This is a genomic window from Micropruina sp. (assembly GCF_047602085.1).
Taxonomy (GTDB): Bacteria; Actinomycetota; Actinomycetes; order Propionibacteriales; family Propionibacteriaceae; genus Micropruina.
In genome coordinates this window covers 1,052,322-1,078,347 of the sequence record NZ_JASGID010000002.1, presented here as the reverse complement: position 1 = coordinate 1,078,347, position 26,026 = coordinate 1,052,322, and the positions used below count along the sequence as shown (strand labels likewise).

Sequence of the window (26,026 nt, the reverse complement as noted above, 5' to 3'; positions counted from 1 at the left end):
AGTGGCATCTTGGCTTGCTGTGGGCACGTGCCCGAGCCGCACCGCTCGATGTCTGTTGCCCCACCCACGGTGAGCGAAGCCCGACAGCTGAGGAAGCGCTGATCGACGCGACCGCCGCTGGCTGAGCTACGTCGAAACCCCCTGCCACAGCGGCATGCCCGAGGTCTTGACAACCCCGACCAGCGAAAATCAGCGCTTCCCTGACTCGAATCGCCGAAGTCTTTCCTTTCGACCATCCGTCCGCGAAGCGGCGGCCCGTTGCCGGTGCCAAAAATTCGCCCCAACTACTCGCACGATCGATCCGCGTGAACCGCCCGCCCGTTGCTGAGCAGAAGCTTCGCAGCGAGCCCGTCCGCTCCTTGGCGGCCTCGACGTGCCATGGACTACAGACGCCGAGATATGAGCGTTATGCAGCGACGTGGTCACCGCCGGGGCACCTGCCGCGCAGAGATGAGCGTTATGGCCCACCCAGATGATCGCCATAACGCTCATCTCTGCGCGGCGGAGCCATTTGGCTGCCAACTGGCCCGCCATAACGCTCATCTCGCCGCGGGGAGGTGCCGCTACTCGACCCCGTCGATCAACTCGCGCATCGACCGCACCCCGGCTCGCAGGCGCTCCCCCAGTTCGGCCCCCGACGGCTCCAGTTGGGTCATCACCGAGGTGACTGCCGCCATCACCATGCCGAAGATCAACCGGGCGGTGTGTGGGTCGCCCACCCGTTCGTTGATCAGCCCGAAGAATGGCTTCAGCCGCTGCAGGGTTTGCTGCCAGAAGTCCATCGCCAGTTCGGGGCGATCCTGCAGCATCGCCTTGATCCGCGGGTAGTCGGTGGGCAGGCTCACGATGCGCGCTACCAAGTCGCAGGTGTCGTACACCAGGTTGTCGGAAGAGGCCAGAAAGCGATCCCGTTCGACCTCCGGAATCTCGGCGACAGGCAGGTCGAAGGCCGCCGCGAGCTTGGTCGGATAGTAGTTGAAGAAGGTCCGCGGCGAGACTCCCACCTCGTCGCAGATCTCTTCGACGGTGACCACGTCGAGCCCCCGCTCGGCGACCAGCCGCAAAGCGACGGCGTGCAGCGCCTCGCGGGTGGCACGCTTCTTTCGCTCCCGCAGTCCGTAGCAGGCGTGCGTAGCCGTCGCCTCGCTCATCCTCAGCCCCTCAGCGTCGTCTCGGCGGGCCCATTCTGCTCGGGCCCCGCGCTCTCAGGCAGCGAGTCCGGCAGATCCGCAGCGGCACCGCCGTCCGGGTCGGCCGAGGCAGCAGCAGCCGCCGACCGCTCCTGCATGGCCGAACGGGTGCGCAGCGGCGGCACTCGGAAGAACCATGTGATCACGAATGCCAACAGCATCACGCCCAGGCCGACCCAGTAGATGGTGACCACCGAGGCGTTGAACCCGGTCAAGAACGGCCTGGTCAGGCGCGGGTCGGCGCCGTTCAAGAACGAGGTGTCGCTGCTGCTGGTGTCGGTCTTGACGTTGTCGGTGTCGCCGTCCTTGATCGTCTTGATCATCTCGGGCACCAGTTGGTCGATGATCGCGCGGCGCTGCACCGGGTCGCTGTAGTCCACCGTCAGCTTGCCGTCGACGACGCTGAAGTGCTTCTCGTCGGCAACCTTCTTCAGCGCCTTCTTCTCGGCCGCCGGCGTGAGCTCTTTGACCTTGTCGTCGATCACCCGCTCGATCGTCGACAGCTTTCGCGCCCCGGCGCTGAGCTTCGCGGTACCGGACGCCACCGCCTTGGTTCCGGTGGTCAGCGCACCGCCCTTGTCGGCCGCCGTGGTGACGCCGTCGGCCAGCTTCTGGGTGCCGGTGGCGAGCTGCTGCAGGCCCGAGGCCAGCCCCTTGCTGCCGGTGGCCAGCTTGGCGACCCCATCGGCCAAGCCCGACTTGCCGGACGCCCCGTTCAGGTACCCGCTGGTGGTGTACACGCTGGTGCCCAGCGCCTTCATGGCCGCGCTGACCCCCGCCTGATCGTTGACCAGCTTGTCGCAGGCGCTCTGGTCGCCGCCGGCGCACGCCTTCTGGTCGGCGCCCATGGCGGTCATCGCGGCGCTGAGCGCCTGAAAATCGGCGGTGGCCTGCGCGGCGTTCTTGGCCGCGATCTGCTCGGCGGCGCTCACCTTTGACAGCCCGGACGCCAGTGCGCCCGCCCCGGTTGCCACCTTGGCCGTTCCGGTGGCCAGTTTCTGAGCCCCGGCGCCGATCTGGCCGACGCCGCCGACGAAGGCCCCGGTGCCGGTGCTGAGCTTGTTCAGGCCCAGGCTGACCGCCGATACGCCATCGGCCAGCTTGCCGGCACCCTTGGCCGCATTGGCGTGCACCGCATCGGCCACCTTCTCGCGCACGGCTGCCTCGACCTTGTCGTGCACCTTCTCGGTGGCGTCGGAGAGCTTGTCGTCGATTTTGTCGGTGATCTTGTCGACGATCGGGCTCCACATCTGGGCCATGATCGCCGCGTTGGCCGGGTCGTTCGCCACCGCCGGGTCAAGGGCGGCATCCAATGCGTCGGTGAGCACCTGCTCGTCGGTCAACGAATTGGTGATGTTGGTGGGCAGAATGCTGAAGAGCAACGACAGCATGATCGCCGTGCCCATGGTGCCGCCGATCTGGCGAAAGAACGTCGCCGAACTGGTGGCCACGCCGATGTCGCGAGCCTCGGCCGAAGCCTGCGCGGCCATCGTCAGCGTCTGCATCAACTGGCCCAGGCCAAGGCCGATCACGAACATCGCGATCATCAAGAACCACAGCGGCCGGTCGACGGTGATGAAGGTCAGAACGCCGAAGCCGACCGCGGTCGTCCCAGTGCCGGTGACCGGCAGGATTCCGTACTTGCCGGTGCGGGCAACGAGCTGGCCCGAGGCGATCGACGCAATCATCAAGCCGGCCATCATCGGCAGCGTGGCGAAGCCCGACTCGGTGGGGGTCAGGCCGGTGACGATCTGCAGGTAGAGCGGAATGGTCAGCATCGCGCCGAACATGCCGAAGCCGACGAGCACGCTCAGCACGGTGGTGAACGAGAAGCCGGACGACCGAAATAGCCGTAGCGGAATGATCGCGTCGGAGCCCATCGCCCGCTCGACCAGAATGAAGGCCAGCAATCCCACGGCACCGATCGCGAAGCAGACGATCGAGGCCACCGAGCCCCAGCCCCACTCGCGGCCCTGCTCGGCCACCAGCAGCAGGGGGGCCAGGGTGCCGACCACGAGGGTGGCGCCCCACCAGTCGATGCGGGGGTGCCCGTGCGGTTCGTGCGGCAGGTGCAGAAAGGCGATCACCATGAGCAGCGCCACCGCGCCGACCGGCACGTTCACCAGAAACACCCAGCGCCAGCCGGCGATCCACAAAATGCTGTCGGCACCGGCGAACAGGCCGCCGATCAGCGGGCCGATCACCGATGCGATGCCGAAGGTGGCCAGAAAGAACCCTTGATACTTGGCCCGTTCACGCGGGGCCAGCATGTCGCCAATGATGGCCAGCGGCAGCGACATCAGGCCGCCGGCGCCGAGGCCCTGAAAGGCCCGGAACGCCGCCAGGCCGAGCATTGAGGTGGCGAAGCTCGACAGCAGCGAGCCCAGCACGAAGATGCTGATGCTGGCGATGAACAACGGGCGGCGGCCGAACTGGTCAGACAGCTTGCCGTACAGCGGTGTGGTGACGGTGGCGGCGATCAGGTATGCGGTGGTGACCCAGGCCTGCTGATCGAGGCCCTGTAGATCGTCGCCGATGGTCCGGATCGCGGTGCCGACGATGGTCTGGTCGAGGGCGCTGAGAAACATGCCGGCCATCAACGCATAGATCACCAGGGTGATCTGCCGGTGGCTCATGATCGGGTTGGTCGCCTCATCGGGCTCGACCGGGCGCTCCAGGGTGGCTGCTGCCACGGAAACCTCCTGCTGCATGACAAACGCCGCCGATTTGCGGCAGCGCATGAATACGTTAGCGCAATTTTGCACGTCTGCAACTCTTCGCCCGTGGTGGAGGTAGCTCGTGGCCACCTGCATCTGACGACAACTGGGCGCCATCTCGGAAGCACCGAAGGGCCGTCCACGCCGCCGGACCGACCGACCACAGAAACCGTCCACGCCGCCGGACCGACCGACCACAGAAACCGTCCACGCCGCCGGACCGACCGACCACAGAAACCGTCCACGCCGCCGGACCGACCGACCACACGGCCGTCCACGACGCGCCACCGGGGCCGGCCTCACCACGTCGCAGGACTGACCTCGCCACAAGGCCGGCCGCGCCGCGCCCAGCACTGTCTGGACTGCAGGGCCCACGGTGGTCGGTGAACGGTGACGGTGCTCCTGCGTCGAGCGACCCGCGGGCCTAACGGCGGTCGGCGAACTCGTCCACGAACTGCTCGACGGTCAGTGGACGACCGCTCCAGCCCAGTCGGGCCGCCAGCCTGACGAGTTGGGGTGGCTCCACCGCCGCCTGCGCCAGGACCTCCGGGTCACCGAATACCGCCGCCGGCGCACCGTCTGCCAGCACCTGCCCGTCAGCCATCACCACCACCCGGTCGAAGTTCTCGGCGGCGAAGTCCATGTCATGGGTGATGGCGATCACGGTGCGGCCAGCGTTGGCCAGCGACCACACCACCCCGGCCACCATGGCGATGCCGCGGGCGTCCTGACCTGTGGTGGGCTCGTCGAGCACTACGACCGGGGTGTGCATGGCCAGCACCGCAGCCAACGCCACCCGCTTGCGCTCGCTGAGCGAGAGGTGCAGCGGGTGACTCGCCGCCTCGGACGCCAGCCCCACAGTCTCGAGCGCCGCCAGTGCCCGTGACCGCGCCAGCTCGGGTGAACAGCCCAGGTTGCGCGGCCCGAACTCGACATCGGCGGCCACCGTCGAGGCGAATAGTTGCTCGTCGGGGTTCTGGAACACGTACCCCACCGAAGCCGCCAGTTCGGCGATCGGACGCCCTGTCGTGGGCACGTCCGCCACGAACACCGTGCCCGCACTGGGCTGACAGATGCCGTTCAGGTGCCGCACCAGCGTGCTCTTGCCCGCGCCGTTCTGCCCGACGATGGCGACCCGCTCCCCCGTCTCGACGCCCAGCGACACCCCCCGCACCGCCTCAACCCCACTGCCATACCTGAACCGCACCCCCTCAAACCGCACCGCGCTCACCTTCCACCCCCAAGTCGGCGCCGCACACACCCACGCCGCTCACACCCACGCCGCTCACACCCACGCCGCTCACACCCACATTGCGTAGGTTGAGGCTCATTGCGGACGGTAGACCCTGCGCAATGAGTCATAGCCTGCGCAACGTCGGCTTGTGTCAGTGGGGTCATGGGAGGAGGGGGGAGGAGGGGTGCGCGAAGAGCGACGCGGCCTGGTCGAATGAGACGGGGAGGGGCACGTCGGGCGCGATCAGGGCACGCTCGCGGGCCAGCCGGGCGGCCCTGGTGAACCGGGTGGCGGCGATGCCCCAGTGCTCGAGCCGTTCGTCGGCCAGCACCTGGGTGGGGGTGCCATCGGCCACGATGGTGCGGTCGGCCAGCACCAGCAGCCGGTCGGCGTGGGCGTGCAGCAGCTCCAGCTTGTGCTCGACGATCAGCACGGTGGCCCCGGTCGCCCGGAGCGTGTCGAGCACGCTGAACACCAGCCGTGTTCCGGCCGGGTCGAGTTGCGAGGTGGGCTCGTCCAGCACCAGCACGGGCGTGCGCAGCACCAGCATGGACGCGATCGCCACCAGTTGCATCTGCCCGCCCGACAAGGCATAGGGCGAGCGGTCGAGCAGGTCGGTGATGCGTAGCAGCGCCGCCACCTCAGAGACCCGAGCCGCCATCTCGTCGCGCGGCGTCCCCAGGTTCTCAAGCCCGAACGCGATCTCGCCGCGCACCGTGTACCGGGCCCCCGAGATCTGGTTGAACGGGTTCTGAATCACCAGCCCCACCTGGCTGACCGCCTCGATGAGGCTGAGCTCGGCCAGGTTGCGCGTGCCGACGATGGCCGAACCGGTCAGCTCACCGCCCTCGACCTGCGGAAGGAACCCCGCGATCAGCTTGGCCAGGGTGGACTTGCCGGCCCCGGACGCCCCCGCGATGCCGGTGATCGACCCCGCATCGACCTCGAAGCTGACCCCTTCTAGCGTGGGTCGGGACGCCTCGGGGTAGGTGTAGCCGACATTGCTCAGCCTGATCACGACAGCCTCCCAACGAATGCTGCGATCACGACCAGCAACGCCAGCGCCGGCATCGCCCAGCGGGCCGCCCGCTGCGCGGTGGTGTCACGGACGGGCACCAGCACCGTCCGTTTCGCGGTGGAGCCGAACCCCCTGGCCTCCATCGCCGTCGAACGCTCCTCGACGTCGGTGAACAGGCCCAGCACCAGCGGGCCGAGCAGCGGCATCAGTACGCGCAGCCGGCGAAGCGGGTTGCGCGGCACGGCCAGCCCGCGGGCCTGCTGGGCCAGCAGAATGCCGGCGGCCCGGTCGCGAAAGGACGGAATCAATTGCAGCGTCGAGCTGACGATGTAGCTGAACTTGGGCGACAGACCGCTTTGCGTAAGCGCTGACATCAGGTCGCCCGGGTGCGTGGTGAGAACCAGCAGCATCGACGCCAGCACCAGGCAGACCAGCCGTGAACCGATGGTGGCCGCGAAGATCAGCCCCTCTGTGGTCAGGGCCAGCGGCCCCCGTTCCCACAGCACCGTCCGCCCGCCGGGGAAGGTGAGCCCCTGCACGATCACCAGCACCGCCAGCAGCGGCAGCAGAAGCTGCCCGCCGAACCGGCCCAACCGGCCAGCGCAGCCGCTGACCACGGCGGCGGGCACGATCACCAGCACCACCATGCCCAGCACCGCCCACCACTGCGGAATCGCGAACACCACCACGATCAGGCACAGCAACGCGACCAGTTTGGTCACCGGGTTGAGCCGGTGAAGCGGCGAGGCCCGGTCGACGTACAGCGTCGATGACACCGGCGATTCAGCCCTTGGGTGCCGCGGACGTTCCGCTGCCGAACACCCGGTACTCGCGCACGAACGGGAACCGCTGCCTGAACCGCAGTGGCAGCGCGCTGAGAATCAGCGCCACCGCGGTGAAGCTGATCAGCTTGTCGAGCGGGTCGGACAGCAGGCCCTGGAACGTCGTGGCGGCCAGCAGTGAGTTGCCCCAGGCCTGGAACATGCCGACCAGGGCACCGGTGCCGGGGGCCGTGACGCCACCGAACACGAATGCCGCGATCGGCGCCGAGATCATCGCCGCCACGATGCCGGTGACCGCGCCGGCGATCGGCGGCAGCCACAGCGTGCGAAAGACGCCGATTCGGGCCGCGTAGCCGGCCAGCAGGCCGATCACCACCTGCACCACTGCGAACGGCAACGCCGACGGACTCAGCAGCAGGCCCCAGACGAGGTTGGTGAGAATGCCTGTGACCACGCCCGCCGCCGGCCCGGCCAGCACCGCGACCAGCACCGTGCCCATCGAATCCAAGTAGACGGGCAGCACCAGAACCGCGGTGAGCTGGCCGACCACGATGTTGAGCGCGATGGCGACCGGAATCATCGCAATGGTGGCGGTCGACAGCCGATGAATTGACCCGGCCGCGATCAGCACCGCGCCGATCAGGTAGCCGGCCATGGCGATCAGGCCGGCGGGGGCCGAGGCGCTGGTCGACAACTCTGCCGGCTGGGCGATCACCAGGTAGAGGTAGGTGGCCAGCACGGTGGCGGTGCCCGCGATCACGAGAGCGGTGGTGCGGGACTTGTTCGGTGTGACGGTTGCGCCTGTTGGCATGGTTTCCTCCTGTGCGACTTCGTCGGCCGGCAACTGCTGCGCCGTCCGATAGCTACTGCACCATCTCGTGGAACTCAGCCGACGCTGCGAGCCAGGGCGCCGACCCGGTCGATCGTGCGTCGGAAGAACTCGGCCGGGTCTGTGTTCACAACGATGTCAGCGTTGGGGCGCCGTCCCCAGATGCCACGCCAGTCGGCCACCGTCTGGCCCCGGGTGAGGCTGCCGGCGAGTTCGACGTCGACGGTTGCCGGACGGGTAGTGGCCAGGTTCGGGTCGAGGGCCACGGCGGCGGCGAACGGGTCGTGCATGTGGGCCAGAAAACCCTGGTCGTAGAGCCGGTGGAATTCCATGTAGAAGCGGACGGCGTCACTGAGGTGCCGGATCACCCGATTAGAGGCGCGCGAGCGGGTGCCGGGCTGGTCATCGGGCGCGATCACCTCCTCGGGGGTACTGCCCGCCGCCCGGGCGAGCGAAGCTATGTGGTGCGGGTGCATCTCGATGCGCTCAGTGACGTCGAGGGCGCAGATCACCGGACGGCGGTCGTCGGGCAGCTTTGAGAAGGCGTCGAAGACGATCTTGGCGGCGTCGGGGTCGACGGCGACGTTCCACTCGGTGGTGGGGGTGGTGTTGCCGGGGTGGTTGAACGCGCCGCCCATCACCACGATGCGCTTCAGCAGCCGGGGCAGTTCGGGTTCGAGCTTCACCGCTAGGGCGAGGTTGGTCAGCGGCCCGGTGATCAACCCGGTGATCTCGCCCGGACGCTTGCGGGCGTTGTCGACCCAGACCTCGGTGGCGTGGCGGGGCGAGAGCGTCCGGGTGGGTAGGGGCAGTTCGGCGTACCCGATGCCCTGCGGCCCGTGGGTCTCTTCGGTGGTCATCAGTGGGGCGATGATCGGCACCTCGGCACCCAGTGCGACCTCGATCTCTGGAGCGTCGCACAACTCGAGCCAGGCCAGGTTGTTGCTGGCGACCTGGCGGGCGTTGACGTTGCCGGCGGTGCAGGTGATGCCGACCAGTTCGGCCTCGGGACTGGCCAGCAGATAGAGCAGCGCCAGCGAATCATCGATACCGGTGTCGACATCGACGATCAGCGGCGTGGTCGGCCTAGTCGGCATGGCTGCGGCGGGCAAGGGCGCTCCCGATCATGAGTGGTGCGGCGGTCGGCCCACCTTAGCCAAGCGCGCCCGAACGCAACATTTCTGGTTCAGTGGACGGTTCCGAACGGTTCAAGGGACGGTTCCGAACGGTTCAGGGGACGGTTCCGAACGGTTCAAGGGACGGTTCCGACGGTTCAGGGGACGGTTCCGAACGGTTCAAGGGACGGTTCCGACGGTTCAAAGGACGGTTCCGAACGGTTCAAGGGACGGCTTGTTGAAGACAGGACGCCTGTCGCCACGCACTACCAGCAGTCTGCTGGCACACTGCTGCGGGTGAGGGGGACGAGCTGGCGGGAGCGACTGCGCATACGCATCGACCCTGCGAGCGTGCGCGGCCAGGTCGAGAACGTCAACGACGGCATCCTGGCCATCTCAGGTTTCAGCCAGGGCCTGTACGGCGGCGACGAATTGAACAATCTGTGGTCGCCGATCATGGCGATGGCGGCCTTCGCAGGTGCCCTGTCGATCTTCTGCGTCACCCTCAGTTCGGGCTTGGCCGACCGCGACGCCGAATTGCTGGTGGCCGAAGAAGAGCAGCGCCTCTTGGCATTGGCACCCGATGAGCAGATCGCCGAACTGGCCGAATACTACGAAGGCAAGGGGCTGACCACCGACACCGCCCATCGCGTCGCGGAGGAGCTGACGGCCACCGACAGTTTGGCCGCGCACCTCGAGATCGAAGGCTTCGACGAGCCCACGACCATCAGTAGCGCGATCGCCGACGCCTTCTGGGCCGGCGTGGCGTTCTTGCTCGGGGCGACGGTTCCCATTCTGATCTCGATCGTCGCCCCGGGCCTGTGGCGCGACAGCTACACCGCTGTCGCGGTGGCAGTCGCGCTCGCGATCACCTCGGTGGTATTGGCGCGGCTGGGCCAGACCCGCATCTGGCAGACGCTGCTGCGCTCGGTGTTCATCGGCCTGGCAGCACTCGGATCGAGCTATCTGGTCGGCTTGGCGCTGCTGTAGGGCTGCACTCGGTGTCGTTGGCGGACGTCCGGCACCGGTAGAGTGACTCTGCGCACGCGCGCGGGCCTATAGCTCAATCGGCAGAGCAGCGGACTTTTAATCCGCGGGTTCTGGGTTCGATTCCCAGTGGGCCCACCCAAAGGTCGTTGTTCAAACCGCCGAACATCTGAGGCTTGAGGTCCAGATTCCCCCATTCGCTCGAGTTGGCCGGCGACTGCCACGCCAGCTACGGGCGAGGCCGTCTCACGCTATCGTGAACATGTTCACCGAACACATTCAGGAGATGGCTATGGCGACGAGCCGCGACCAGCAACGACAGGAGACCGTGACGACCGTGCTCCGTGCGGCTGCGGAGATGTTCGAGGCGAGGGGGTTCGCAGACACGACCATCCGCGACATTGCCAACGTCTGCGACCTGAGCATCGGAACGGTCATGTCGGTCGGAGACAAGAACGGGCTCTTGCTCACCACCTTCGATCAGCAGATCAGCGAGATTCACGAGCGCCGCTCAGACGCATGCGCACGCCAAGGAAGCATCGTCGATCAGGTCGCGGCGCTTCTTGATCCGTTCATCGAACTCTTCACGCGCAACCCGAGCCTGGCGCGTTGCTATGCCTCGATCCTCGTTGCGGGTAAGAACGAGCCGAACGCCTTCACCGAGCTGTCACAGACGCTGATCGCTGAGATAGAGGCGGTGCTTGAACACGGCACGGATCACGTGCGCAGTGGCGTTGCGGCCTCGGCGCGAGCGGTGTACTTCGCCTACCTCGGACGACTCTTCAGCTGGCCCCCAAGCAGCGACGCCGATCCGGGTTCGCTCAAACGGAGTATTCGCGAGGTCGTCGAAGCGATCTGCACCAGACACGAGGTTCGCCCGTGAACCTGATCCCCGAACCCTGGTGGCTGCCAGCCCTTCTCGCCGGCGCCCTGCTCTTCGACGCAGTCGCTTCGGTCCGACCGCCGGCGTTCATCCGCGATTGCCTTGACGGGGTCAGGTTCCCGCGGGACTGGTGGTGGACCCTCATCGTCATCAAGACCCTCGCCGTCGGCGGTCTTGTCGTGGGGATGTGGGTTCCCGGTGTTGGCCTTGCGGCGAACGTAGGAGTAGTCGTCTACTTCCTGTGCGCGTGCATTGCTCACATCAGATCGCGATTCCTCCGACAGGCGTTCTGGATCAACTGCTTGGGCATGCTCGCAATCGCGCTCGTCAGCCTGACCGGCGCTTTCCTCCTGTAACGCAACGAAGGCCCGCGCAGTCGACAGCCGTTCGACGTCGAACCCAGTGGCGAGCGCCACTAACCGGTGTGCCTGGCGCACGACAGTGCCTGGTTGGCTGGCGAGATCACGAACTTCCTCCGGCCAGATGAAGCGCTGACTTTTCGCTGGTCGAGCGTGTCGAGACCTCGAATATGCCGCTCCGGCAAGGGGTTTCGACAAGCTCAACCAGCGGTGGGCGGATTAATCAGTACTTCCCTGGCCTTCGGCGGCGCACGACTGCCCCGATCTGGCAGCTAGCCGAAAAGGTTCCCGTTGCCCGACATCTGCACCAGCCTCGGACACCTGCACCGCCCTCGGACATCTGGCACATCGGCGCCCGCGGGAACCTGCACCGGAGCCGTCCCACCTGTCGCCTGCTCAGCCACAGTCCCAGGAGTACATCACGTTCGAGAAGTCACGATTGGCCAGCCTCTGTGGTTCGATCAGAAAGCAGCCCACGCCGGCGTCGCCCCAGTTCACCGATCCGGTCGAGTCGAGCAGCAAGAGCACCGTGGTGTGCCCCCGCAGTTGGGGCGCTCCCTCGCGTGGGTCTTCTTGGGTGAACTGAGGGTAGCCGCCCATCTGGTGCCCGCCGACCAGTAACCGATCGTCGCTCCCGGAGTAGCCGGCCTCTGCCACAGCATCGACAAGGCCCCGCACGACCTCCGCCGAGGGTTCACCGAGGTGGCCGAGGTGTCGGCGCCAACTGGCCGCGACGGCATCTGTGCAGCGCCAGTCGGAGGCAGGCATCACCATGCTCGCCGGCGTCGCGACAAGTCGCAACGCGTCGGGAAAGGGCAGGCCCTCGGCGTCCGACGCCACTGGCACAGGGTTGGGCAGCGTGATCTCGCCCACCTCACGGTGGTAGATCACTCGAAACCCCGTCTGGCTCGTGAGGTTGTCGAGATCCATGCCGTAGGAATCTTCGTCCGCGATGAAGAACTGCAGCATGCCGCTGTCGGGAAATCCGGGCAGGCGCGGCAATTCGGCAAAGTTAAGCTGGGCCAGCGGCAGCATCAGTTGCCCCAGAGCGGTCCGTGGCCAGTCGAAGCCGGGTGGCGCATAGAAGGGGCCACCGAGGTTCGTGGCGTAGGCGTGCGTGTCGCCAGGTGCCTCCTCGAGCCGGACGACGGGCTGCTGGGTCAGCTCGACGTAGTCGTCGAACAGCCCCGACCGGATCAGCCTCTGGGCTTCTGCCGCTCCTTGCTGCCTCAACTGGTCCGCCCGGACGGCGCGCCGCGCCTGCAGCATGAACAGGCACGCCGCCGCCAGGCAGGCCAGCCCCAGCACCGCCAGCATCGCGGCCTCACCGCCCGACGGGGGGCGCAGCCGAGAGCTTCTGGGCCACAACGGCATGCTCGCTACGGCCAGTACGACGACGCCCAGCAGAGTCAACAACCAGGAAGCCAGGCGCATGTGGTCAGGTTAGCCGCATCTGCCCGACACCGACTTCGAGCCGGCCACAAAACCGTCGGCATCGCGGCCGCCAAGCCGGAGTGAGCCGAGCCCGAGGGAGATGCGCAGTCGGGACGTCCGCGACGGGCCTCATTCGTCCTCGGGGTTGAGCGCGGCAACCGTGCCCGACAACGCGGTGGCGAACGCGCACCAGGCCGCGTAGCCGGCCAGCCCGAGGGCGGGACCCGGCCCGACCGCGGATGCCCGTTTGGCCAGGCCGGCTGACGACGACGCGAGCACTGCGGCGCCGATCGTCGCGATGGGCAGGTTCTGCCCCCGGAAAAACAGCCCCGACCAGCCGGCGTTGAGCAGCAGATTGGTGGCCAGCGCCCGCCGGAAACCGGACGCCTCGGCGCCCCGCCCCGCGGACTCCAACCGGGTGACCGTCGTCGCAGCAGACACCGCGACGATCGCGTACAGCGAGGTCCAGACGATCGGGAAGGCGGCCCTCGGCGGCTGCCACGACGGTTTCTTCAGGTTCTCGTACCAGGTGCTGCGCGGATCGCTCAGCAATGAGCCGATCGCCGCACAAGCGGCGACTCCGGCGCCGATCACAGCGAAATTGCGACGCCCCGATGAGGGGGCTTGGTTCTGCTGATGCTCGGGCACGCGATCCTCTTCTCTCGTCGAGTGGGCGGGCACGGACGACGATACCCGGCTCACCCTAGGAGGCGCTGATCGGAGCCTGCGCCATCGGCTGGTCGAGCCTGTCGAGACCCACGATTGCCGCTGGGGCAAAGGGTTTCGACACGCACAATCGGCGGTGATGGCCTTGATCAGCACGTCCGCCAGCGAAACACCGACTCCTCGCTGGTCGAGCCTGTCGAGACCCACTATTGCCGCTGGGGCAAAGGGTTTCGACACACTCAACCGGCGGCGATGGCCTTGATCAGCACGTCCGCTAGACCGGGCCGAGCAACAGCAGATCACGGACGCGGCCCGGTCCACCGACGAGCCTTTGTGCTCAGCGCGAACCACGTCGACGTGCACGAGGGGCCCGGCGCGATTCGCCGAGCCCCTCGTCTGTGTTTGAACTACTTCGCTGCCTCGATCGTGTCGTCGGGGTTCAGCAGGCGGAACGCGAGCGCGGCCACCGCACCACCGACGATCGGCGCGATCAGGTAGAGCCAGTACAGGCCCCAGGCGAACTGGCCGGTGATCGCCAGGCCGAGGGCGATGGCCGGGTTGAAGCCGCCGCCCGAGATGCCGCCGACCGCCACGGCGCCGACGAAGACCGTCGAACCGATGGCCAGACCGTAGAACGAGTTGTTCGGGTGGTCCTTCGACGTGGCAACGTTCAGCACCACGAAGGCGAGCACGAACGTCCACAGCGCCTCCACCAGGAACGCGGGCCCGGCCTGCACCGGCGTGGGCTGGCCCAGCGGCCAGACCGCGAAGCTGAGCGCGCCGGCCAGGGCCGCCCCGACCAACTGGGCGCCGATGTAGGCGAGCATGCCCTGCAGGTCGATGGCGCCACGCAGCCACACGCCCACCGATACGGCGGGGTTCAGGTGCGCACCCGAAATGTGCCCGGTGGCGTAGACCAACACCGTCAGCACGAAGCCGATGGCGAGCGGGGTCAGCTCGCTGCCGCTGTTGACAGCGCCGATGGCCGCGAAGGCGAACACGAAGGTTCCGATTGCTTCGGCAAGCGCTTTGCGCGCAAGACCAGTCATGACTTTCTTTCCTCAATTCTCCAGGCTCCCGGTAGGGAGCGAAGGCACGCTCCTGCCCTTGTCAGAGCAGGAACGCGTACGAGAGCCCCTGCAATCCACGCTGTTCGTCGTCGGATGGCAGGAGCCTGCGACCACTATTGCCGATCGGGGGGTCGGTCGCCACTGCACTCAGCATGCGGACGTGCCACACCGCAGCGTCGAGCACGCCACAACCGCGGTCGTCCACGAAGGACCTGTTGAGCGGACGATCATCGAAAGCCCGGCCGGCCGGCTCACGTCAGAACCCGTTGGTCCAGTCAGACTTTCCGCGTCGCCCAAAGCCACGCCACGCAGGGTCGAGCCGGTCTACTCGGGCAACCAGGGAAGCGCCGACCAACGTAACCAGCGCTGGTTGAGCTGGTCGAAACCAGGGCCACACGCCCCCTACCGGGAGGCACTTACCTCCTCTACGTCGAAACCCTGGCCGGAGCCGGTGGCTGTGCCGGCGTTCGCCATGGCCTCGGCCGGAGTAGTGGCGACACGCTACTTGGGGCAGCAACGAGGAACTGCTACGGCTGGGGTTCACCCGCCCGTCGAAGAGGAACCCGAACTGGTGGATCGGCATCGACGGCGGGCAGGGCGAGCTGCGAAGGGCCGCGGGCGCCGCCGTGCAGGCGCTGGTCGACGTGTACAGCATCGACCCAGGCGACATCGCGGACGCCGTCGACGTTCCACTGAGCGAACGCGCGGCCTTCGCATCCCTGTCGACCGCCGAACGGCGCGCCACCACCTCCCATGAAGGGCAGGTTGACAAGGTCGGACGGCCCTACATCGAGCATCCGCGGCGAGTCGCCGACCGGGTCGCGGAGGTCGACGGTCGGGCGGCCGCGGTGTGCGTGGCGTGGCTGCACGACGTGGTCGAGGACAAGCGACGTCACCTTGGACGAGCTGCGCGACGACTTCAGCGACGCCATCGTGGACGCCCTCACTCGGCGCGACGGCGAGGGTGACGACTACTACCGGTGGGTGGCGTCCACCGATCTGGCCGTGGCGGTGAAACGGGCGGACATCTGGGACAACACCAACCCCGAGCGGCTCGCCACGCTACCGGCGTCCGCCCGCAACCGGCTGCAGGCCAAGTACGCCCACGCGCTCGCACTTCTCGACCAGCTCGCTCCACCGGACTCAGCCACGCCGCCGGAGACCTCCGGCGATCGGGACGACAGCGTGGGCATGGACACCGAAGCGATCGGACGCCTGATGGCCTACGCCATTCAGGGCTACTCGTTCGAGGAATACCTGCTCACCCAGAAGATCCCTGAGGCACATCGGACCGAGGCCGCCATCTACTTCCAGGACACGATAGAGACGCAGAAGCGCGCCGTGGCCGCCGGCGGTGCGGTGTATCCGATCAGCGACTGGTGAGCCTGGGCCGGCCGATCGCGTCGAGGCGACAACTGCATCCCAATGCTCGCTGACCACTGACGCGACGATCCGGACATCCATTCAGGAGGGAGCGCGCTACACTGTTGCGTGCGGCGGGCAGTAGCCCTCAGAGCCTGGCAGTCTTCCGGACGGTACGACGAGCCAGGCTCACGCATTTCTACAGCCTGATCACGCGAGCCTCAACGAGCTGTTCCGTCCTACGCAACCAATCGCCGCCGCTTGAGTAACACCAGGCGACCGCATCACTCACCCACAGCAGCGGGCACTCATGCGGGGCAACATGACGATACTGGAGTTCGGACGAACGGTTCTGCCGCAGCACACCAGCGATCAGGCGCCGATCAATCTGCATGATTGAGTCGTCTCTCTCGATAAACAGCTGCGCCGCGCGTCCCCGCACCGCCTCTTGGGTGAGCGACGTGAGGCAGAGCGGTCGCGCCTCCCTGTCAGGCAGACCCTTGGCGACCCAAACCGCAACGCGTACGTCGAGTTCGTTCATACGGGCAAGAATTTCGCGGCGCCGGCTGTCGCGTTCACTCTTGAAATGGATGCGACGCTGACCAGGCTTGAGGAGTGAACGGAGCATCTTCTCTGATGCCGACACCGGCCCCACCCCCGATGCTGTTGCCACGACGAAGTACCCACGCGCCTTGGACTCATCTACATAGAGGCGGTCGGAGGCTCGGAACATCGACTCGACGGATGATTCCAACGGGACGCTAACTCCAACAGCTCAGGTCCAAAGGGGACAGGGGGATCCGGAAGTCGAAAGCGGCAACTGGACTTGACTCGGCGCCGCACACGCGGCCAAGGCTACGCTCGCTTCACCACCAGTGCGATCAGCTCCCGGCTACACCCAATCGCCGCAGCCAGCACCCCATAACTCCATCGCTTGGGATCGTCTTCCCGCAGCCGCCGGATCAACGCGTCCCGCTCCGCCCGCTGCCGGGCCGCGAGCTCGTCCGCCTCAACTGCCTTGCGATGCAACTCCCGCGCCCGCGCGGCCCGGGAGTCCGACACTCCCCCGCCGCGTGACGCACGGGAGGCGGCACCCCTGGCAGGGGTACCGCCTCCTTTCAGCGCATCAGCCACGGGCGAACTCCGTGATCAAGTTCGGCACGGCCGCGTCGAACCCGGCGATGTCGAGCATGCCGGCGTCGTCCGGATCAGCGATGCTGAAACCCGTCGCCGTGATACCGACCACCACGAGCTTGGCCGGAATCCCGGTCTTCTCCCGGTACGCCCGCAGCGCCTGGTGCGGATGCACCTCACCGGACCAGGTCTCGTTGTCCGTATAGACCACGAACACATCAACCGCGAGGCCCTGCTCCGCCGCGTACAGCATCGGCAACGCACAATCCGTCGGACCGAACGGCATCGCGTCGACCACCCGCAGTGCGTCGTCCAGCCGCTGCGGCGGCGAGATCGCCAACGGCTTCAGCTCGGTGTGGCCTCCGGGGCCGAACGAACCCGAGAAGCCGACCGCACTCGATTCCGGCTCGGTCGCCAGTTGCACCAGCACCAGCGCCGCGGACGCCTCGCGCGCCGTGATCGGCATGCCGGAGATCGGCACACCCATCGAGCCGGACACGTCCACCGCCAGCAGCATCCGCTTACCGGACGGCTCGACCGCACCGAACGCCGCGTAGAAGGCCGCGTCCAGGGCGTCCACGATCCGCCGGGTCGGCTTCCACGCCCCCGAACCGCGGGCTGATCGGCCCGAGGCGTAGGTGCGCTGGGCGACCAGCACATTCATGGGGTGCACCCGGGCCCGCTTGAGCCGCTCGGCATCCGCCAACTGTGCGGCCACCTCACGGGTCCGGCCACCCAGCAACGGCAGCATGCCCAGACCGGTCAGCCGCGGCAGCTGACGGATCAGCGCCGTCTGCGGCATGCCGGCGTCCAGCAGCGCATCCCACACCGTGCGCTCGGTGAGCGCCCGGTCGGGCAGCATCTCCCAGCTGAGGCCGTACTCGCGGACCAGCCGCGCCCAGGTCGCCGCGTCGGACGCCTGCTGCGCCGCCGCGAAACCCGTGACCAGAGCCGGAACCTCAGCCCCGACATTGCCGCGGACCACCCACTCGAAGGTGTCCCGCAGCGCCGGCACGGACGTCGCCGGGTGCGCCAGCCGCAGCAGGTCGCGATGCGACCAGCCCTCACGCTGGCGGTACTTGACCACCTGGTAGGCGAGCCGGTCGGCGTCCTTGGACGTGTACCAGCCGGCCACCGCACGCCGCAGGCCACGACCCCAGCCGCGGAACTGCTCGACGTAGCCGGCGAACAGGAACAGGTGGGTACCGGTCCGGGCCACCTGCGGCAGCGCGGCCAACGCCGCCGGAGCCGCCTCAGGAACGGACGCCGCGTAGGCCAGCGCGAACAGCGCCGGGTTCTGCTTCGGCGCCGCACCGCGGGTCGAGACGTCCACGATGGTGGCGACCAGCCCCTCCGGGTCGGACGCCGCCATCCGGGTCAGCACCGCGGCGTTCTCGATCGCCAGGGCACGGTCGGAGGCGTAGTAGGTGCCGCCGTCCACACCGAGGGTGAGGAACCGGCGCAGCCGCGCGGCGTCGTCCAACTCGAAGACGTAGCCACCCGCCGAGTTCACGACCTGCTTGGGGTCGGCGGCCTCGCTCTGTGGGGTCCGGCGCAGGTTCAGCATGCGCAGAATGTCCATTCTCAGTTCCTCCTTTCGATGTGCGGGCGGGGACGGGCGTGTTGTGCGGACCGGGCGGGACCCGGCCTGCGCCGGGTTGGTCCACTCCTGGACCATCCCTGAGAAGGTAGAGGTAACCGATCCACTCCGGCCCGTCCCCGCGTCGCGGTTTCGGGGACGGCGGGCGTGTGGTGCGCTCCGTTCCGGGAATCGAACCCGGCACTCCAGATAACCGAAGCACGTCGGCCCGCCGTCATTGCGTGAGGCCGGGCGGGCGTGGTGATGACCACCGGAAGCTGCTCTGCCGATTGAGCTACGCCACGAATGACGGCGGGACTCGAACCCGCAACCCGCCCATGAGAAGTGGTAACCGATGATCTCCGGCCCACCCGACCTCATGTTCTTCAGTTGTTGGGTGCCAGGCGGGCATGGAACTGGCCGCCGGATTCGTTGCTCTACCACCTGAGCTACTGGCAAATGCCAGCAAGGACTCGAACCTCGGACCCACGATTCAGATAACCGACGACCTCCGGCCCACCTGACACGCGGACTAGTGTGTAGGGGTCTACACAGCTGCGTCAAATGGGAGATCCTGCGAATGGGCTTGGGCTACCCCGATCACAGGTGCACCAGCCAGAACAGTGGAGCCGTTGCGCTCCTCAAGATGGCCGTGAGGATCCACAGTATCTTGGTTTGTATCCAATAGACAGATACACTTCAAGCATGAAGTCGAAGGATGCTCTTGCCACACTGGCGGAGCTGACTGCCGCACAGTGGGGCATGGTCACGTCCGCCCAGGCTGCTGCGCACGGCGTCACTCGACTCAGCCTCTCCCGGCTGACCGAATCCGGCAACCTCGTCCGACTCGCCCACGGTGTGTATCGGGACGCTGGCGCACCCAGCGGCACATTTGCCGACGTCCGCGCGGCATGGCTGAGCAGCGAACCCTCGCGACTCGCTAGCGACCGACTCAGCGATGGACACCGCGGCATCGTGGTCTCCGGCGAGACCGCAGCCTGGATTCACGACATCGGTGACCTTCGGTCGAACCGAACCGAACTCTCCGCGCCGGTTCGACGCCAAACGCAACGAGCCGATCTCCACTATCGGTGGCGCGAGTTCGACGAGACTGATGTCACCATTCGCGAAGGGCTGCCTGTGACGACGGTAGAGCGAACCATCGCAGATCTCGTCGAGGGTCGGACCGACCTGTCGGTCGTTGCCAACGCGCTGCGCGAGGCGATTCTGCGGTCCGAACTAGACCTGGCGCGGCTCGCTGAGAACCTGGCGCCACTCGCTCGACGCAACGGCCATAGCAAGGACGACGGGGCGGCGCTGGTCGATGAACTGCTGGCCATTGCGGGCCTTGATCAGGAGACGATCGCGTCACAGATAGCGGCTCTCGACGGTGTGGGCGCGCTCGTGGCTCGGCACTATCTGGTGCACACCGCGAAGGCCACACAATCCACACCATTCGCAGTCCCTGCCCAGACCACGCAGCCGGCGCTCGCGGCGCAGTTGAGGGCCTTTGACTGGCTCAGACTGGCACAGATCAGCACAACGCCGGAGGCTAGCAAGACGCTGCCGAGCGAGGCTGGCCCATGACGGAGCCCTACCGAAGTGCCGCAGCCGTCGAGGCGGCAATTCGCGACGCGGCACGACGGGCATTCGCCATGGATGGATCCATGTCTACGCAGGACCGCATTCGCCAGGAGCACTTTCGGCGCTTTCTGAGTCGCATTTTCTCCGATCGCAACGCTGACTGGCTCCTCAAGGGCGGCACTGGAATCCTCGCCCGGGTTCCGTCCGGTCGACGCACGACTGACGTCGATCTCTATCGTGTCAATGACACCCTCGACGCCGCCCTTGAGCAGCTCATTCTCGCGGCCAGCATCGACCTGGGCGACTATTTCCGGTTCGTCTATCTGAGACACCGACCGGCCTTGGGTGCCGATCAGCAGACCTACGCCGAAGGCTACCGAGTCGACTTTGCCGTCTACATCGGTCCCGACAGGAAGGAACCTCTCCACGTCGACCTCGTCGTCGGAGTCGTGGTCACCGACGAGCCGACGGTGATGGCGCCGTCAAACGGTCTCGAATTGCCCAGGCTTCCGAGCACCGACTACCGGCTGTACCCGATCACAGACCAGGTGGCCGACAAGGTATGCGCCACCATGGCCGACTATAACGGCCGGCCGTCCAGCCGCGAGAAGGACCTTGTGGACCTTGTCGTGATCGCGAAGACGCAGACCATGAGTGCGGACAGAATGGCCCGCGCCATCCATGCGGAAGCGCGTGCGCGCTCACTCGCATCGCTGGTGGAGTTCACCATTCCTCCGACCTGGGGACGGCGATACGCCAGCGAAGCGAGGAACGTGTCGCCCTGTACCAACCACCGAACCGTCGAACTGGCGCGGGGACTCATGCGAGAGTTCGTTGATCCTGTTCTGCGGGGCAGGGTGGCCGGCTGCTCGTGGAACCCCGGCACCTGCACGTGGGTCTGAATGACCCACCAAGCGACCCGCCTCCACGAGGCTACCCGACCGGACAGAGTTAACCTGGACCGCATGAGTACCGCCGACCTGATCTACGACCCGAACGGAGTCGGGGCGGATCTTGTCGTCACTTGTCTGATCTCGCAGAGTCCGCGAGCAACTGACCTCACGTCCGACCCGCAACCCAGCGACATTCTGCTCGTGACCGACGCCGACGGCGAAGATCTTCGAGCTCGGGCGGTGCGACGCGACGGCAACCGGGTCGCCGTGCAACTCATCGTCCCGGAACTGCTGACGACGCCAGCCGCTGCCTCGGTCTAGCGCGCGCCCGATCCGGGCAACCGCAGCCATTGAGGGAAGCCTTGTGAGCGTCGACTGAGCCGAGTACGGTCCGGTGAACCTGGGGCGCGCATCCAAGGAGCAGCGAGATGAGAACACTTCGATACTCGATCAACGTCACGCTCGACGGCTGTTGCCATCACGAAGCCGGGCTTCCTCCGGACGAAGAGTCGATGCACTACTGGACCGATGAGATGGCCCGGGCCGACCCGCTGCTGTTCGGCCGGGTGACCTACGAAATGATGGAGTCGGCGTGGCGGCGTCCGCCTTCGGGCACCTGGCCCGACTGGATGGGCGAGTGGGAGGTTCCGTTCGCCGAGGCCATCGACCAGGCGAAGAAGTACGTCGTGTCGAGCACGCTGAACGACGTCGCCTGGAACGCCGACCTGCTACAGGGCGACCTCGAACAAGCGGTGCAGCGGCTCAAGCAGGAGCCGGGCGAGCGCCTCTGGGTGGGCGGTGTGACACTCCCGGTGGCATTGGCCGATCTGGGCCTGATCGACGAGTATGAGTTCGTCATACAGCCGGTCCTCGCCGGACACGGGCCGACGCTGCTCGCCGGCCTGCGGGAACGCGTCCAACTCGAACTGGTGCATCGCCGGGAGTTCGGGTCGGGGGCGGTCGCCCTGCGCTTCCGGCCCAGGCCTGCCCCGGCCTGACGGCTTCGTCCTTCCCCCCGCGCCGCCCCACGAAGGGGCACCTGAGTTTCGTTTTGCCATGTTCAGACTTTCGTTCTGCCTCTGTCGAGATGGGGTCTGCCCCGCTCATCGCGCGACCGCTTGCTGCACCCGCGCTGCAATGATCGGGCCAGGAGGTCTCGATGGATGCCCTGCAGCTACCCCACGCAGTAGTGCGCGAACTGGAACGCCTTCGCCAGGAGAATGCTCGGTTGTCGCGCTTGCTGGAACTGCGTGGCGACACGACACCCGCGGACGAACAACCGGCCATTCCTCTACACCGGCCCGGCCTGGTCACCCACGACTCCCCCATCGCCGACAAGCTCGCGTTGTATGCCGACCTATTCCGGGCACGACGGGATGTGTATGCCCTTCGATGGGAGAACCACCGGACCGGGCGGAGCGGCTGGTCACCAGCGGTGGCAGGGGGCTGGGGTCGCGTCGCCGACAAGAAGCGCGCGCGGCATCTGCAGCTGACCATTGATGTCCTCGTCGCTCACCTCAGTGGCGACGTCTTCATTGGGCTCTATCCGCTCCTGTCAGGCAGTGAATGCCACTGGCTGGCCGCCGATTTCGACGGTCCGGCCGCCATGCTGGACGCCCTCGCCTACGCGAAGGCTGCGCGGAGCCGGGGCATTCCCGTAGCCCTGGAACTGTCCCAGTCCGGACGAGGCGCGCACGTCTGGATCTTCTTTTCCGGCCCGGTGCAGGCATCCTCTGCCCGAGCGATCGGAAGCTGGCTGATCCATGAAGCCATCGTGCTGCGCGGGTCGATGGACCTGCGATCCTACGATCGCGTGTTCCCGAATCAGGACGTCGTACCGGAGGGCAGCTTCGGCAACCTGATCGCCGCGCCCCTTGAGGGCACCCGTCGTGCGAATGGACTGACCGTCTTTCTCGATCTGGCCACTTTGGAACCACATCCGGATCAATGGGCCTTCCTGTCCACACTCGCCCGGCTGAGTCCGGGTGAGGTCGCACGGTTCGCACGCGAGGCATCTCGCCACGCCACCGGGGTCGAGGTCAAGGTGATCGAGCGATCGGCGGCCACCAAAGTGCACCCACCGCTACCGCCGGTTGTTCGGGCCGAACTCGGTGCCGGGCTGGCGATCCCCACCGGGCAGTTAACGCCGGCCGCGCTCGCCACGTTCAAGCACGCGGCATCCATGGCGAACCCGAAGTTCTACGAGCTGCAGCGGTTGCGCAAGTCGACCTGGGACACGCCCCGCTTCGTCCGCGGTTATGACCTGACGCTGGATGATCGACTCATCCTGCCTCGCGGGCTGCGGCACACGATCGGTGAGGTGCTCGACCGGTCGGGGACCCGCTTGGACGTCACCGATCTGCGGCAGTCAGGCTCCGAGATCGAGGTCAGCCTGGCGACCGAACTCCACGACGCGCAGGCGTCCGCGGTCAGCGAATTGCTCACGCACGACGACGGGGTTCTGGTCGCGTCGCCTGGCTCCGGCAAGACAGTGATGGCGTGCGCCATGATCGCCGAGCGTGGCGCATCCACGCTCGTTCTGGTCGATCGCAAGGCGCTTGCGGAGCAATGGCGCAAGCAGATCGAGCAGTTTCTGGGTGTTCGCCCCGGCCAACTGGGTGGTGGTCGCAAGAAGCTCACCGGAGTCATAGACATCGCGATGCTGCCGTCACTGGCAAGGCGTGATGACGTCGCAAGCCTCACGGTCAACTACGGCCACGTGATCGTCGATGAGTGTCACCACCTGGGTGCGGCCGCCTACGAACACTCGGTGAAACCGATGGCCGCTCGGTACTGGCTCGGCCTCACAGCGACTCTCAACCGCCGCGACGGACTGGCGGATCTGGTGACCTGGCAACTCGGTCCCGTCCGGCACACTTTCGATGCAAGGCGCGACCGGGACACACTGCTCGATGTGCAACCCCAGCGCGGCCCGCTACTGCGGCTGCATCTGCATGAGACCGCCTTCGCACACGGTGAAGTCGATCTGTCCGAACCGGGCGCTTACGCCGAATTGCAGCGAGTCCTCATCCACGATGCCACCCGCAACAACCAGATCGTGCACGACGTCGTCGACGCACTTGAACGGGGACGCAACTGCGTGGTGCTCACTCGCCGCGTCGCCCACATCGACACCCTTGCGAAGGCACTGTCAGAACGCGGGCACGTTCCACTGCGCCTGCAGGGCGGGATGGCTGTGGCCGACCGTCGAGCCGTCATCGATCGGTTGGCGGACACCAAGGCCGGCGACGGCGTCCTCGTCATCGGAACCACGCCGTTCATGGGCGAGGGCTTCGACGCGCCCGCACTCGACACTCTGTTCCTTGCCGGGCCGATCAGCTTCGACGGGCATCTCGTTCAATGCGCGGGGCGGATCATCCGCACCTTCCCGGGCAAGGAGGTGGCCGAGGTGCACGATTACCACGACGTTCTGGCACCCATCCTCGCGACATCCCTGCGGCGGCGAATGCCGGGATATCGCTCGCTTGGTTTCGTCAGGCCGGACGGCACTTCGGTGTGAGAGAACCGACCGATTGGTTGGGCACGATCCCGGCATCGTGAAACGATGCCGGCTCCGGGGACCGGTTTCGGCCCCCAACACGAGATCATGCACCTACCCCCGCGCATCCAGTGCTGGTGCCGAGATCGAATCGCCCTCTGGGGAACTCACCCCGGCCGAACCATGAGGAGGCTCCCGATTAGCTCCCGCTGTCCCCATCGACGGCCATCCCGGCGAACGCCGGGATCTCCGAGCGGCCTACGCAATCACCCGTAGAGCTCGCCCAAGGCGTCCTCGTAGCGCTGGCAGAGCGCCAGCATGACGCGAACGGACCGGGCTTCGCAACCGGGCACTAGAACGGACGTGCGACCTTCGCGGCCGCCGCACGGATCCCGGCGACCAGATTCGGGTACGGGTCGACCAGCGGCTCACGCTGACTACGGATCGATCGCATCTTCTCGACCAGCGGCGCACCTGCGGTATAGAACCGCGCCCGGGTTTGTCCGTGTGGCTGCAACAGTCCCAATCGTGCGAGTTGAGCGAGGTCACGGGTGGCCGTCCGCTCCTCGACCTCGGTGCGCTTGACGTAAGACGGTCGAGTCACGCGCAACCCGAGCAGCACATCGAACAAGGCCTCGGCCATCCGGTCAGAAAGTCCGTGCTGAGACACCAGGGAGTCGATCAACCCCCAGAGGCGCTCCGCTTCGGCGAACCGACGCTGCAGAGTCTGTGCCTGCATGTGGTGGGCTCGTAGATTGAACTGGATCCACATGCGGGCGTCGCGTTCCGGATGCCAACCGCCGCCCCCGGTCGCAGCCAGCACTGCGTAGTAGTCGTCGGTGCTATGTCCCAACCACTCTTCGATGCTGCTGAAGGTCGGTTCCAGCACCTGGTCCTGGGCCAGCACCATGGTTTGCAGGGCGCGGGCCATGCGGCCGTTTCCATCCCGGAACGGGTGGATCATGACGAGGTTCAGGTGCGCCATGGCGGCCCGGACCATGGCCTCGCCCTCGGAGTTCTGCAGATCGCGCACCAGTCGGCGCATCAGCCCCGGCACATCCTCTGACTCAGGCCCTTCGTACACGTTGCGGTCGGTTCGATCGTCGCGGACGTAGATAGAGGTTGTGCGGTAGCGGCCAGGGGACTTGGCGAGCTCGTGTTCCAACAGCATGAAATGCATCGATCTGAGCATGCTCTCGTCGATGGTGAACTCCGCGTCAGCGGCCACGCTGAGCACGTAGGTGAGCACCCGGCGATACCCGATGATCTCTGCCCAGGTCCGCTCGTCCGCGGTCAGCGGCGGTTCGTCCTCGACGGCGGCGGCCGCGTCCTGGTCGCTGACCGTATAACCCTCGATGCTGTTGGATCCCTGAATCGCTCGCGCCTGGGCCGTGCGGCGCAGCCCGCCGTCCCACCTCTTAGGGACGCGAAGCACCGACGCCAGGCGCTCGCGGATCTGGCCGATCTCCTCGATGACGGCCAGATCGTCGAGGCCCAGGTCGGGTGACTCGAAGAGGCTTCGCATGACGATGTCCTTATGTCCTAATTATTAGGACATCCAGAGTAGATCTCGCCCGCCGATGTCGCAATGATTGAGACATAAGGACATCGACCGAATGGGATCGGCCGCCCGACAGGCCGAACAGCGACTCTCGACCCCAGCACGCGGATGGCAAGGGGCCATCGTCGCC

Annotated in this window: 25 protein-coding genes and 2 tRNA genes; 10 read left to right on the top strand and 17 right to left on the bottom strand. The window is 66.7% G+C overall.

What is annotated here, in order from left to right:
* Window positions 1–563 precede the first annotated feature (563 nt).
* From QM721_RS05675 to QM721_RS05645, 7 genes are all read right to left on the bottom strand, one after another.
* Window positions 564–1,151, bottom strand: a complete 588-nt coding sequence (locus QM721_RS05675) for a TetR/AcrR family transcriptional regulator (protein WP_415119835.1) — start codon at window positions 1,149–1,151, stop codon at window positions 564–566.
* A 2-nt stretch (window positions 1,152–1,153) separates the two neighbouring features.
* Complete coding sequence (locus QM721_RS05670; RefSeq protein ID WP_415119833.1) at window positions 1,154–3,883, bottom strand: DHA2 family efflux MFS transporter permease subunit; 2,730 nt, start codon at window positions 3,881–3,883, stop codon at window positions 1,154–1,156.
* Window positions 3,884–4,331: 448 nt separating this feature from the next.
* Window positions 4,332–5,129 carry an energy-coupling factor ABC transporter ATP-binding protein gene (locus QM721_RS05665; RefSeq protein WP_415119831.1) on the bottom strand — a complete coding sequence of 266 codons (798 nt, stop codon included), beginning with the start codon at window positions 5,127–5,129 and terminating at the stop codon, window positions 4,332–4,334.
* A 172-nt stretch (window positions 5,130–5,301) separates the two neighbouring features.
* Window positions 5,302–6,159, bottom strand: coding sequence for an energy-coupling factor ABC transporter ATP-binding protein (locus QM721_RS05660; RefSeq protein ID WP_415119829.1), 858 nt, complete (start codon window positions 6,157–6,159; stop codon window positions 5,302–5,304).
* Window positions 6,156–6,935 carry an energy-coupling factor transporter transmembrane component T family protein gene (locus QM721_RS05655; RefSeq protein ID WP_415119827.1) on the bottom strand — a complete coding sequence of 260 codons (780 nt, stop codon included), beginning with the start codon at window positions 6,933–6,935 and terminating at the stop codon, window positions 6,156–6,158. Before QM721_RS05655 ends, QM721_RS05660 begins: the two co-directional genes overlap by 4 nt.
* Window positions 6,936–6,942: 7 nt before the next feature.
* Window positions 6,943–7,752 carry a hypothetical protein gene (locus tag QM721_RS05650; RefSeq protein ID WP_415119825.1) on the bottom strand — a complete coding sequence of 270 codons (810 nt, stop codon included), beginning with the start codon at window positions 7,750–7,752 and terminating at the stop codon, window positions 6,943–6,945.
* A 74-nt stretch (window positions 7,753–7,826) separates the two neighbouring features.
* The gene (locus QM721_RS05645; protein WP_415119823.1) at window positions 7,827–8,867 is read right to left on the bottom strand and encodes a nucleoside hydrolase; all 1,041 of its coding nucleotides are present in this window, start codon (window positions 8,865–8,867) and stop codon (window positions 7,827–7,829) included.
* Between the two features lie 36 nt (window positions 8,868–8,903).
* On the opposite strand from QM721_RS05645, the gene QM721_RS05640 reads away from it, so the two are divergent.
* The 4 genes from QM721_RS05640 (at window position 8,904) to QM721_RS05625 (ending at window position 11,111) form a co-directional block, all read left to right on the top strand.
* Window positions 8,904–9,875, top strand: a complete 972-nt coding sequence (locus QM721_RS05640; protein ID WP_415119821.1) for a VIT1/CCC1 transporter family protein — start codon at window positions 8,904–8,906, stop codon at window positions 9,873–9,875.
* 62 nt (window positions 9,876–9,937) lie between these two features.
* Window positions 9,938–10,010, top strand: a tRNA-Lys gene (locus QM721_RS05635).
* A gap of 124 nt (window positions 10,011–10,134) precedes the next feature.
* Complete coding sequence (locus QM721_RS05630; RefSeq protein WP_415120123.1) at window positions 10,135–10,755, top strand: TetR/AcrR family transcriptional regulator; 621 nt, start codon at window positions 10,135–10,137, stop codon at window positions 10,753–10,755.
* Window positions 10,752–11,111, top strand: a complete 360-nt coding sequence (locus QM721_RS05625; protein ID WP_415119819.1) for a DoxX family protein — start codon at window positions 10,752–10,754, stop codon at window positions 11,109–11,111. The genes QM721_RS05630 and QM721_RS05625 overlap by 4 nt, the downstream gene beginning before the upstream one ends.
* Before the next feature lie 399 nt (window positions 11,112–11,510).
* Here QM721_RS05625 and QM721_RS05620 read toward each other — a convergent pair whose 3' ends face one another.
* The 5 genes from QM721_RS05620 to QM721_RS05600 all read right to left on the bottom strand — a co-directional run bounded on the left by QM721_RS05620 (window position 11,511) and on the right by QM721_RS05600 (window position 15,216).
* Window positions 11,511–12,548, bottom strand: coding sequence for a YwqG family protein (locus tag QM721_RS05620; protein WP_415119817.1), 1,038 nt, complete (start codon window positions 12,546–12,548; stop codon window positions 11,511–11,513).
* A gap of 129 nt (window positions 12,549–12,677) precedes the next feature.
* The gene (locus QM721_RS05615) at window positions 12,678–13,196 is read right to left on the bottom strand and encodes a TspO/MBR family protein (RefSeq protein ID WP_415119815.1); all 519 of its coding nucleotides are present in this window, start codon (window positions 13,194–13,196) and stop codon (window positions 12,678–12,680) included.
* A gap of 425 nt (window positions 13,197–13,621) precedes the next feature.
* A complete protein-coding gene (locus QM721_RS05610; protein ID WP_415119813.1) occupies window positions 13,622–14,263 on the bottom strand; it encodes an MIP/aquaporin family protein in 642 nt (213 codons plus the stop codon).
* Window positions 14,264–14,324: 61 nt separating this feature from the next.
* The gene (locus tag QM721_RS05605) at window positions 14,325–14,489 is read right to left on the bottom strand and encodes a hypothetical protein (RefSeq protein WP_415119811.1); all 165 of its coding nucleotides are present in this window, start codon (window positions 14,487–14,489) and stop codon (window positions 14,325–14,327) included.
* Window positions 14,490–14,811: 322 nt separating this feature from the next.
* Window positions 14,812–15,216, bottom strand: coding sequence for a hypothetical protein (locus QM721_RS05600; RefSeq protein WP_415119809.1), 405 nt, complete (start codon window positions 15,214–15,216; stop codon window positions 14,812–14,814).
* On the opposite strand from QM721_RS05600, the gene QM721_RS05595 reads away from it, so the two are divergent.
* Complete coding sequence (locus QM721_RS05595) at window positions 15,182–15,667, top strand: hypothetical protein (RefSeq protein ID WP_415119807.1); 486 nt, start codon at window positions 15,182–15,184, stop codon at window positions 15,665–15,667. The genes QM721_RS05600 and QM721_RS05595 overlap by 35 nt on opposite strands.
* Window positions 15,668–15,845: 178 nt before the next feature.
* Here QM721_RS05595 and QM721_RS05590 read toward each other — a convergent pair whose 3' ends face one another.
* The 4 genes from QM721_RS05590 to QM721_RS05575 form a co-directional block, all read right to left on the bottom strand.
* Complete coding sequence (locus QM721_RS05590; protein ID WP_415119805.1) at window positions 15,846–16,400, bottom strand: hypothetical protein; 555 nt, start codon at window positions 16,398–16,400, stop codon at window positions 15,846–15,848.
* 101 nt (window positions 16,401–16,501) lie between these two features.
* Entirely contained in the window at window positions 16,502–16,780 is a 279-nt protein-coding gene (locus tag QM721_RS05585; RefSeq protein WP_415119803.1) for a hypothetical protein, read from the bottom strand.
* Window positions 16,773–18,362: a TROVE domain-containing protein gene (locus QM721_RS05580; protein ID WP_415119801.1), complete on the bottom strand. Its 1,590-nt coding sequence runs from the start codon at window positions 18,360–18,362 to the stop codon at window positions 16,773–16,775. Before QM721_RS05580 ends, QM721_RS05585 begins: the two co-directional genes overlap by 8 nt.
* A 168-nt stretch (window positions 18,363–18,530) precedes the next feature.
* Window positions 18,531–18,660, bottom strand: a tRNA-OTHER gene (locus tag QM721_RS05575).
* A 404-nt stretch (window positions 18,661–19,064) separates the two neighbouring features.
* Here QM721_RS05575 and QM721_RS05570 point away from each other — a divergent pair.
* The 5 genes from QM721_RS05570 to QM721_RS05550 all read left to right on the top strand — a co-directional run bounded on the left by QM721_RS05570 (window position 19,065) and on the right by QM721_RS05550 (window position 24,356).
* Entirely contained in the window at window positions 19,065–19,946 is an 882-nt protein-coding gene (locus QM721_RS05570; RefSeq protein WP_415119799.1) for a type IV toxin-antitoxin system AbiEi family antitoxin domain-containing protein, read from the top strand.
* Window positions 19,943–20,845 (top strand): nucleotidyl transferase AbiEii/AbiGii toxin family protein, encoded by a 903-nt coding sequence (locus QM721_RS05565; protein ID WP_415119797.1) that lies wholly within the window; start codon window positions 19,943–19,945, stop codon window positions 20,843–20,845. The genes QM721_RS05570 and QM721_RS05565 overlap by 4 nt, the downstream gene beginning before the upstream one ends.
* Window positions 20,846–20,908: 63 nt before the next feature.
* Window positions 20,909–21,157 (top strand): hypothetical protein, encoded by a 249-nt coding sequence (locus tag QM721_RS05560; protein WP_415119795.1) that lies wholly within the window; start codon window positions 20,909–20,911, stop codon window positions 21,155–21,157.
* A gap of 107 nt (window positions 21,158–21,264) precedes the next feature.
* On the top strand, window positions 21,265–21,834 hold the full coding sequence (locus tag QM721_RS05555) for a dihydrofolate reductase family protein (protein WP_415119793.1): 570 nt from the start codon (window positions 21,265–21,267) through the stop codon (window positions 21,832–21,834).
* A 161-nt stretch (window positions 21,835–21,995) separates the two neighbouring features.
* Window positions 21,996–24,356 carry a TOTE conflict system archaeo-eukaryotic primase domain-containing protein gene (locus QM721_RS05550; RefSeq protein ID WP_415119791.1) on the top strand — a complete coding sequence of 787 codons (2,361 nt, stop codon included), beginning with the start codon at window positions 21,996–21,998 and terminating at the stop codon, window positions 24,354–24,356.
* Window positions 24,357–24,687: 331 nt separating this feature from the next.
* On the opposite strand, the gene QM721_RS05545 is transcribed toward QM721_RS05550, so the two are convergent.
* On the bottom strand, window positions 24,688–25,860 hold the full coding sequence (locus QM721_RS05545; RefSeq protein ID WP_415119789.1) for a Fic family protein: 1,173 nt from the start codon (window positions 25,858–25,860) through the stop codon (window positions 24,688–24,690).
* Window positions 25,861–26,026: the final 166 nt, after the last annotated feature.